Raw genomic sequence first — 8,301 nt, 5'->3', positions numbered from 1 at the left:
TGCCCGCGCGCTTCGCGTACTCAATCATCTGCGGCTTATCGTGCACCTGGTTGCTGAAGCTGGACAGGCTTGGGGAGTCGTAAACGCCGCCCTTGGCATTGGCCGTGATCGCACCGCCGATATCAGAGCCGAAGCTCGTCGCACCGGCCGACCCGCCACCACCGAACCAGGCGCCGATGGCAGTGCCCGCCAGGCCCGACAGCAAGCCGGAAGCAGCCTGCCGCGTGGCGATGCGCGCCATGTCCGCGATGATCGACTTGGTGAAGTCAGCGAACGAAAACTTGCCGTTGGTGGCGAAACTGGCCACCGCGTCTTCCATGGAGCTGAAGGCGTTGGTGAACAAGCTTTTCGTCTGGCCAGCAACATCGTTGGCAGACTGAAGGTAGTTCTGGAAGGCTGAAGATGCCCCGCTACGCCAGTTGCCTTGGGCCTCCGACATCTGGTCGTAGTTGTCGACCACCGTGGCGCGGTACTTCCTTTCCGCATCCTCCAGGCTGGCCAGGTCGCGCATGTAGTCTTCCTGGCTGTACTTGTCAGGCGCTGTCTTGCGGCGATCCAGAAGCTTGGCACGCTCATCGTTGAACTTGTCCGTGGTTGCGTCGAGGCTGGCTTGCAGGCCCGCCTGGCGGTCACCGAGCCCCAGCCCATTTGCAGCGCGGGAGCCCGCAGCCGCAAGCGCCGCACGCTGACGCTCCAACTGATTGACGTACGCCTCGGAGGCGGCCGTCAGTTGCTCCAGACGGCCCTTCTCGTTTGTGGCGATGACCGTCAGTTGGCTGTCGGCGTCCTTTTGAGCCTTGACCATCCCCTGCCTTGCATCAGCGATCTTCTGGTCGATCTGGATGCTCTGCGCCGCCGAGGTGCCTTTCTTGGCCTTCGTCGCCTCCAGAGCATCAATCTCAGCCTGGTATGCCGCGGTGACATCGTCCTTTTCCTGGTTAATCAGGGCCGACCGTTGCTTGGCGTAGTCCGAAAGCGAAACCACGCCAGCCTTCTGCTGAGCCTCCAGTTCCTTTTGGGCGTTTCGGTATTCATTGACGATATCGGAGAGGTTGTTCTTGGCGTTGTTGAAGCTGGTCAGGTCGACTTGGGTGGAAGCGGCTTTTGGGTCTTTGTACTTGTTGCGGATATTTTCCAGATCTCGATCAATCAGTTTCTGATCAAGAAGCGGGCTTTTTGGGTTCGCCTCACGCAGGTCAGCGATCTTTTGAAGATATTTTTCCTCTTCCTTATCTCGCTTTTGCTTGTTTGTGTAGGCAGCCTTGCGAATAACTTCAAGGTCACGCTCCGCATCAATGCCTTTCTGCGTTTTTTCGTCAGTCTTGGCATCCTGCTCGGCGTCTTTTTGCTTTGCGCCGATACGCTGCTGGATGAGCGATATTTCTTGCTCAAGGTTCGCAATGGCTTTTGTTCTGAGATTGCTTTCAGGCAGGGCCTTAACGTCTTCGAGCTGTCCCTGCTTGACTTGCAGAGTAAACGTATCCTTATCTGCGCCTGCACGACTCGTGAACTCCCCCCAGTAGTCATTGAACGCCTTCTTCGCATCGCGCCACGCACCGACGACACCACGAGCCGAGTCCTCAATATCCTTGTTCCGCTTAGCCATTGAGTCGGCAAGCTGCGTAGTGAGAGTCTCCAGCGCCCCCATTTCATCGCCTTGCTCCTGCAGAACCTTGATGTGCGAGTAAGTTTCGCTGCTCATGAAGTGGTATTGGCGGTTGTACTCAGTTGCGAGTGCAGCAACGTCCCCCTTGCTGCCAACCATCTGCTTGGCGATTTCCCCAGAGCTCCGCCCTGTGGCCACCGAAAGCTCGGTGGCGGCGCGCGCAACGGAATCAAAAGTACTACCTGTGAGTTCTCCAGAACTAGCTACTGCGAGAAGAGCCTCTGACGCCTGGGTAAGGTTGCCCCCCTTCCCAAGTGCTAGCGACATTGCAGTTAACTGCGCGGTTGTCTTGCCCGCAGCCCCACCACTAACAATAAGGGCGTTGTTGAGTTTTTCTGCTCTATCGATGCCCTGCAAGTACGCGGCTGCTAGTGTGCCGATGGCAGCAGTCACCAGAGCAACAGGGGCAGCCAAGGAAATCATTCGGCCCGCCGATTCGCCTGCGCCGGCGCCCAACTGCGCAATTGCACGCGCTCCACTACCCCAATCGCCGGACTGAATGGCATTGCTGAGCTGCATAACATTTTCTTGGGCTTGCCGAGTGCCGAGCTTCAGCTTGTCGAATGCTCCGCCTACTTCGGTAACGCCCGCTCGATCTTTTCCGACCTTCGCCAGGGCGACGTTGTAAGCCTCGACATCAATTGCTCCAACACGGAACGCTTCGTGCGCAGCCTTCTCCTGCGCCTCCAGCTTTGCCAGCTTCGCAGTAACAGGGTCGATTCCGTTGACCGTACGTTTCAGCGCCTCAATCTGGCGATTCTCCGCATCAATGAGGCGCTGCTTTTGAGCCGTTTCCTTGGCCTCCGCCTTCTCGATCTTGTCGAACGCTTTGCCAAGCTGCTCCTGATACCTGACCTGTTCCTCAATCGTGACCAGCCCGCCTTTCTTGGCGCGCTCAAGCAGGCCCTCAGCCTGCATCAGCGATTCCATACTGGTGATATTGCCGGTAATGGCACGATCAAGCTGGCTGATCACGTTGATTTCAGCTACGGCACTGCTGGATGCCTTACGACTCGCCTCGGACCTGCGATCTATAGCGGCGGTAGACTTCTCGACCCCTTGGGTTACCTCATTTTCGGCCTGGGTGATCTTCTTTCCTGTGCTGGCCAACCCTTCGCCCGTTTTGCCCAGGTCATCAATCGCCTTCTCGGCATCAACTGCCGAATCAACCAGCTTGTCCAGATCGTCAGCAGCTTTTGCAGCCTGCGAAGACTCGACAGAAATGCCCAGCGAGGCGAAGTTCGTGCTCATCAGTTTTCTCCGGGCAATAAAAAACCCGCTCTAGGCGGGCTCTTTGCAGAATTAGATTTACTTGCAGTCTTTCAGGTTCTTGTACGTGTATTTCACATAGGCAGAGATACGGGGTTCTTGGCCGCTGAACTTGATCCTGATGGACTCAAGATCATGGTCAAGCTTATGTTCGCCAGCCGTCCATGACACGCCCCAGCTTGGCGCGGCATCCTTGTTTGGCGCCCCGTACTTATCTGCAAGCGACTTTGCAACGCCGGAGTTTGTAGAGTTAATGCTCTGAAACCACTGGCCGACCTCGCACAACCCAGATTTTCCACCGATTAAATATGAATACCTATCAGCGCCTGCCTCGTTTTTTGGCGCCTGGGCAGAAAAGTAGGTCGTTCGACCCAGGGGATCGGCACCCCCATCTTTTGACAGGGCGACATATTTCTCCAATTGAGAAGCTGTAACCCCCATTTTAGTGCCAACAGGCCCATCCCAAGGCCCTTGGTCACCACACCCTGCCAGCGCTACGAGCGCCAAAGCCCCCACGAATATTTTCATATCGTTCCCTCGTTGAGTTATCGCGGGACTTTATCACCAACGAGAGAGCAACACGAAAGCCCCGCATGGGCGGGGCCAGGGATCAGTCAAGGTCAAGCAACAATTGCGTAGCCGCCAGGTGATGCTCCATTTGAACGGTAGATGCCGTAAATTTCCGACCTCCGAGCATCAAGCGCAGCGAATGAGCTGCGCCCTTCATTGATCTGGTCGAAGACTCTCATCAGCGCTCTCGACTCGAGGCTACGAGCCGATGACAGAATAGCTTCACGGTCCTTCATGAGGCAGAAGTGTCGACTCATCAGCAGATACAAATGCCCCACCTCTTCGTCACTCAGCACAATCCCGCCCTTCTCTTGTCGGCCAATCCACTCGCCCTCTAGTGCATACGCCACAACAAAGTTGCACGCTTCCGACAAGCACTCAGCCGGAATGAGCGCGGTGCGCTGCACATTGAAGCGCGAGCGAAGCCGGCTCTTCATGGTGTGCTTGAAGCTGCGCTGAAGCGAATGAGGAACTGGCGAGGCCTTTTGGTCAATCACTCGATCAAGGACGTGCTCGCCACTGGTGCCGATTACCGCACCGACAAGGTCACCCATGGCGCCATGGTAATCGACGTAGTGACCATGTTTTCGAATTGCCGGCAGCACTGCAGATGTGATCCATTTCTTGAATCGACGAGCATCCTCTTTGCGACTTGTCAGGATCAGAGAGTAGAGGCCGGACTCATTAACAACGTTGAGTTCCTGCATGCTACGGGCACCCTTCATACTGTGAAGGGCTTTCTCGTCATCATCCAGCCGGCTCAATGCGCGCGTTACATTCACAATGCTCAGTGAGTTGCAGACGTCCACTGCGACAAACCATGGCTGGTCATCAATCAGCAAGGTTCGCACTTCTTTCTTGTCAAACCTGAACGGGATGACATTCGATACCGCTGTGCTATTATTAGACATGACGTTTTTCCTAGTACGTTGAACGTTCTCCGAAGCCCTGACGAATCTCACCTCGTCGGGGCTTCTTCGTTTCATGCTGTTGCTGTCTGCTCTTGCCGCTTCTTTGCTGACATCAGCCAGAACACAATTTCGGCCGTTTGCGATCGGCAATTCTCCTTCGCATTTTGCTCCAGCCATTCCTTTACCTCCTCCGGCAGCCTCAGATTGAACTGTGGGTTTTTCCTGCTCATACCTTATCTCCATTATGTATAGCACTTTGCTTGGACTGGATTAAAGCACTTTGCTTTATTGCCGTCTATAGCAAAGTGCTACAGAATCCGCCGCATGAGCAAAGAAGAGCTTCAAGTAAATTTCAGAATGCCGGCCAGCCTTAAGGCTGAGCTTGAGCGTGCAGCCAAGGAAAGCGGGCGATCACTGACCGCCGAGGTGGTGGCTCGCTTAAATCTCACCATGCTTACTGAGGACGATTCTGGCGAATCGTTAATTCCAGCAAAGCAAGCGCAACAGATGTCAGCCATAGCCAGGCAGAGCATTCCGTCAACCATGAAGAAGAGAATCTTTCAGGCAATCAACCAGGCTGTGGCAATGGGGCACGGATCGGCGAAGGCTGACTTTGCAGACCTCCAGCTCGAATCAATCCCTCAGGCCGACATGGATAAACTATTCGAGGCTTTCAGTAAGATGCTTTCAGATGCTGGCTATCGCTACGAATGGGACGGCCCTGAAAATCTCTGGATTGATTTTGACGAACTTTAAGAACTCAGGTTGCAGTCATCGCCGTTTCAACTACATGACTTATTGTCAGGTAGTCCGCAGGCGATGACGACTGACCCTCTTTCGGATGGTCGCACCCCACCCCGCCTGTACGAATCCCCAGTAACGCCCGAGCCCGACCCGCCGGGCTTTTTCATGCCTGATCTTCTGAGGATAGAGTGATACTTAGCGTGTCTCCATCCTCCGCAGAAGAGAAACCATGCAGGGCTCTGCACCAAAAATGGTATGACGCTTCATTCACAACGGAAAACGACACTACTTTGTGCTCGGCAAGCAGATCTCTAACGATCATTTGTGCTGCTGCTGTCCCAACTCCAGTTCGTCGCGCGCCTGGGCAGATGAAGAACTGGTAGATCTCCAGCTTTTCCGGCCAGACCGTCGAGAAGTAGCCTATGGCTTTCCCGGCAAGACTTATGATGAACCATCGCTGTTCAGCGTCATCACTCGGATAATGCACCTCCGCGAAAGGCGTACCCGGATCGAGAAAGCTCAGATCCTGCACCGCGCCGGGATCATGGCTTTCCCCGTACGAAAGACTGGACTTCTCCAAAGTTCACTCCTCAAATCGGCAGATGCAAAAAAGCCCAGCATTTGCCGGGCCTTGTTGCTGGTCACATATGACTGACTCAAGTTACTCGGCCAGTTCCTGTCGACCGCGGCCGATTGCATCAATCTCCTGCGCAAGCCTTTCGACTTCAGCAACGAAAAGCCTCGCCTCGTCTTTGGTAACTACCTCACCGAGTTGGTAGTCCGCAACGCACCGGGTACGCTTCTTGTCCCGAAGTCGCCTCGCTATTTTCTTCAACCCCGGCCCTTTTGTCTCAAACCTTGCTATAAGTTGCTCATGCGCCCCTACGTCTCTTCTTACACCACAAGGTAGTGCTAGACGGTTAGCAGTCTCCTGAGCAACGTGGTAGATGGAGTAGTAACCACGGCTGACAGCAGATCTGAAATCAATTTCGTTTTCGCCCTCTAGAAGGCGACGACCCAGAATCAGGAACTCATCAGCTGATACGGACACGGTAAGCCTCCTGTACATCGCCTGCATCTTCTGGAGCCCAGGGCGTAACGCAGATGGAAAGTTCTCGATCCAGAGGGCCATCATGACAATCCATTAGCGCATCGAGTATCTTAGTGTTCAACGCCATAAGGTCTTCGATCGGCGCTTTAACCAGATATCGATATAGGATTCCCTCGCCTTCCTGCGCGAAGATTTTGAAGCCTAAAATCGGATGATTGATCCAGCGGCGAATTACGCTGCATGCTGTGTCGAGCCTCTTAGTCAGCTCAATATCATCGATTCCACGGCTAGCCAGAATGCGGGCCGCTTCTGAGCAGTCACCAATGAACGGGGGCTTTGTCTCAGTTGTATCCAAAAATACCCCAACCATCCCGGCTTGCGCCTGATGAGCCTTTATAAGATCTAAAATATTTTCAGGCGCGTCCCTATACACCTTCTCGATCAGCGATCGGGCATCAAGCACGCGCCCATTAGACAGATAAACAAACGCTATGCTGAAAGGTACTGCAATACGATCAAACCCCCAATGTTCAGCCTTCGAAAAGTGATCAATGGCCTCTTCAACCCGACCTTGCGTGCCAAGGATCGCGCCGAGCTCATGATGTAGGGCCGCTCTATGAGAAGAGCTGATGGCAGGATCTTGCAGCTCCTTTAACACTCGCTTCTTAAGACGCTCACTCGCTACTTCGTCAAGGACATAGCTTTCGGCGAGGCAATTTCTGATCCGTCGGCGCTCTTCAAAAATTTCGGCTATGGCCGATTTCGCTTGCAATTGCATGGCCATTGCATCCTAGGTGGTAGCTTGGAAATGTAGCATCACTTTGCTGTCTAACTCCACGCCCATTCTGTCCCAGATGCAAAAAGCCCAGCGCGGGGCTTGGTTTGTTTCGTTCCTGTTAAGAACGTTCGGGCTTTGCTGCAACGTACCCATTGACCTCGTTATGGCAATCAACCGTCAGATCATTCAGAAAAGGGCTTATCTCCGGATGTTCCATCAGCCTGAGTAGATCAGTGGCTGAATCACGGATGGGCTGCCAATCTTGATGATCGAATATCAATCGGTCGCCACAATGAAATGAGTCTTCAGTCAGGCCATTGCATAGCTGCCAGATGCGGTGCAAACCGCTTCCAACTTCATCTGGCAACGCACTGCCACAGGCGGTAAGCGTACCGTTCAACGGCAGCATTGATATAGACCACGCTTCGCATGCAGGGCAGTCCGGGATAGCTTCTCGCTGCTGATCTGCACTCATCGCCAAGAACTCGAGAGCAGGAAACGCTTCACAAACAGCAAGCACCCGCCCGTACTCACCCTCGCCATACCACTCCCAGAGTGTCGTTGCGAACCCCATCTTGAAGCTCCTAAACCGCTACCGCCGCTATCAAAATCCGCATGTCGTTCCCTCTTTGGTTTGAGGGGACTGTAGCACTGGGGAGCAGATGCGAAAAACTGATCTTGGATTCAGCCCGGTAGAGAATCCATTCCACTGAACTCAAGCACTAACGCTGATGCATTTGCCCAGAGCTTGCCTCCAAGCGCGCCATCAACTCCTCCATCCGGCCCTGCAATACGCCGCGATTGCGAGAGCGCATTTCCAAACTTGGATCAATGTCTCGCAGATAGAGCCGACACTTTTTTTCGTTAAACTTGTCGACATTCCTATGGATGTCTTCCGCCAGCGCTGCCGCGTCGCGGAGACACATCTGAAAATGCTCTCGCTGTCCGAGAAGAAACTCAATCATCACAGCGACCTCTGGTAATTCCGCCGAAAAGCGCGATTGGACTTGTTTAATAATTGATTCATTTTCACGATTCAGCTTGTGCCACTCTGAGCGTGCCTGCTCAGACTTGATCACGAGGCTCTGACGCAATGAGAAAACCTCATTGGATTTAGTTCTTCCTAATGCACGCACAGCCACCAGCAAGCTCACCAAGGCAATTAGCAGTGTCAACACATCAACCAAGGAAACCTTTCCCATCTCCATGACTCGAGCCCCAATTGGAAATAAGACAAGATACCCGAAAGCCGCAAAAAACTCCGACCTCAAAGGCTGATCGTAAAACCTGTATGAAACTCCAGTAACGTGCA

10 protein-coding genes are annotated in these 8,301 nt (G+C 53.8%); 1 reads left to right on the top strand and 9 read right to left on the bottom strand.

Annotated features, from left to right (window positions below; all coding sequences use genetic code 11):
* The 4 genes from YA0848_RS31745 to YA0848_RS31730 form a co-directional block, all read right to left on the bottom strand.
* A partial coding sequence (locus YA0848_RS31745; RefSeq protein WP_198731494.1) for a phage tail tape measure protein occupies positions 1–2,917 on the bottom strand: 2,917 nt, incomplete at its 3' end.
* A gap of 57 nt (positions 2,918–2,974) precedes the next feature.
* Positions 2,975–3,463, bottom strand: a complete 489-nt coding sequence (locus YA0848_RS31740; protein WP_198712615.1) for a hypothetical protein — start codon at positions 3,461–3,463, stop codon at positions 2,975–2,977.
* A gap of 92 nt (positions 3,464–3,555) precedes the next feature.
* Positions 3,556–4,416 (bottom strand): BRO-N domain-containing protein, encoded by an 861-nt coding sequence (locus YA0848_RS31735; protein ID WP_198712616.1) that lies wholly within the window; start codon positions 4,414–4,416, stop codon positions 3,556–3,558.
* A gap of 71 nt (positions 4,417–4,487) precedes the next feature.
* On the bottom strand, positions 4,488–4,646 hold the full coding sequence (locus YA0848_RS31730; RefSeq protein WP_198712617.1) for an Arc family DNA-binding protein: 159 nt from the start codon (positions 4,644–4,646) through the stop codon (positions 4,488–4,490).
* Positions 4,647–4,740: 94 nt separating this feature from the next.
* Here YA0848_RS31730 and YA0848_RS31725 point away from each other — a divergent pair, with 94 nt between their 5' ends.
* Complete coding sequence (locus tag YA0848_RS31725; protein ID WP_198712618.1) at positions 4,741–5,172, top strand: TraY domain-containing protein; 432 nt, start codon at positions 4,741–4,743, stop codon at positions 5,170–5,172.
* 151 nt (positions 5,173–5,323) lie between these two features.
* On the opposite strand, the gene YA0848_RS31720 is transcribed toward YA0848_RS31725, so the two are convergent.
* The 5 genes from YA0848_RS31720 to YA0848_RS31700 all read right to left on the bottom strand — a co-directional run bounded on the left by YA0848_RS31720 (position 5,324) and on the right by YA0848_RS31700 (position 8,197).
* Positions 5,324–5,740 carry a GNAT family N-acetyltransferase gene (locus tag YA0848_RS31720; protein WP_198712619.1) on the bottom strand — a complete coding sequence of 139 codons (417 nt, stop codon included), beginning with the start codon at positions 5,738–5,740 and terminating at the stop codon, positions 5,324–5,326.
* Between the two features lie 81 nt (positions 5,741–5,821).
* Entirely contained in the window at positions 5,822–6,211 is a 390-nt protein-coding gene (locus tag YA0848_RS31715; protein WP_198712620.1) for a hypothetical protein, read from the bottom strand.
* Positions 6,195–6,989 (bottom strand): hypothetical protein, encoded by a 795-nt coding sequence (locus YA0848_RS31710; RefSeq protein WP_198712621.1) that lies wholly within the window; start codon positions 6,987–6,989, stop codon positions 6,195–6,197. Before YA0848_RS31710 ends, YA0848_RS31715 begins: the two co-directional genes overlap by 17 nt.
* A gap of 118 nt (positions 6,990–7,107) precedes the next feature.
* Positions 7,108–7,563, bottom strand: coding sequence for a hypothetical protein (locus YA0848_RS31705; protein ID WP_198712622.1), 456 nt, complete (start codon positions 7,561–7,563; stop codon positions 7,108–7,110).
* A gap of 148 nt (positions 7,564–7,711) precedes the next feature.
* Positions 7,712–8,197 carry a hypothetical protein gene (locus YA0848_RS31700; RefSeq protein WP_198712623.1) on the bottom strand — a complete coding sequence of 162 codons (486 nt, stop codon included), beginning with the start codon at positions 8,195–8,197 and terminating at the stop codon, positions 7,712–7,714.
* Positions 8,198–8,301 lie beyond the last annotated feature (104 nt).

Source organism: Pseudomonas sp. S4_EA_1b, assembly GCF_016307435.1.
Taxonomy (GTDB): domain Bacteria; phylum Pseudomonadota; class Gammaproteobacteria; order Pseudomonadales; family Pseudomonadaceae; genus Aquipseudomonas; species Aquipseudomonas rhodesiae.
This window is presented reverse-complemented; position numbering and strand designations above follow the sequence as displayed.

Coding starts and splice junctions, on each gene's coding strand:
- YA0848_RS31740 (WP_198712615.1), bottom strand. CDS start 3,463: ATGAAAATATTCGTGGGGGCTTTGGCGCTCGTAGCGCTGGCAGGGTGT.
- YA0848_RS31735 (WP_198712616.1), bottom strand. CDS start 4,416: ATGTCTAATAATAGCACAGCGGTATCGAATGTCATCCCGTTCAGGTTT.
- YA0848_RS31730 (WP_198712617.1), bottom strand. CDS start 4,646: ATGAGCAGGAAAAACCCACAGTTCAATCTGAGGCTGCCGGAGGAGGTA.
- YA0848_RS31725 (WP_198712618.1), top strand. CDS start 4,741: ATGAGCAAAGAAGAGCTTCAAGTAAATTTCAGAATGCCGGCCAGCCTT.
- YA0848_RS31710 (WP_198712621.1), bottom strand. CDS start 6,989: ATGCAATTGCAAGCGAAATCGGCCATAGCCGAAATTTTTGAAGAGCGC.
- YA0848_RS31705 (WP_198712622.1), bottom strand. CDS start 7,563: ATGGGGTTCGCAACGACACTCTGGGAGTGGTATGGCGAGGGTGAGTAC.
- YA0848_RS31700 (WP_198712623.1), bottom strand. CDS start 8,197: ATGGAGATGGGAAAGGTTTCCTTGGTTGATGTGTTGACACTGCTAATT.